The sequence below is a fragment of the Cupriavidus sp. SIMBA_020 genome, assembly GCF_046535395.1.
Classification (GTDB): domain Bacteria; phylum Pseudomonadota; class Gammaproteobacteria; order Burkholderiales; family Burkholderiaceae; genus Cupriavidus; species Cupriavidus campinensis.
Window position 1 is genome coordinate 1 of sequence record NZ_JAWRWU010001668.1, and the last position, 236, is coordinate 236.

The following is a 236-nucleotide window of genomic DNA, read 5'->3' on the forward strand; positions in this document are numbered from 1 at the left end:
CTGGGCAGCGAACGCGGCCACGCCGGCCGCCGCGCGCAGGGAGCGCCGGCATGAGCGCGCTGCTGTCGCTGCGCGGCGTGACCGCGCACTACGGCGCCAGCCAGGCGCTGTTCGGCATCGACCTGGATATCGCCGCGGGCGAGTTCGTGACGCTGCTGGGCCGCAACGGCATGGGCAAGTCGACCACGGTCAAGGCCATCATGGGCCTGAACCGCGCCAGCCGCGGCGCCATCACG

The 236-nt window shown here is 73.7% G+C and carries 1 protein-coding gene; it reads left to right on the forward strand.

Annotated features, from left to right (window positions below; all coding sequences use genetic code 11):
- Positions 1–50: 50 nt before the first annotated feature.
- On the forward strand, positions 51–236 hold a 186-nt coding region (locus SB751_RS35275; protein WP_410749647.1), incomplete at its 3' end, for an ATP-binding cassette domain-containing protein.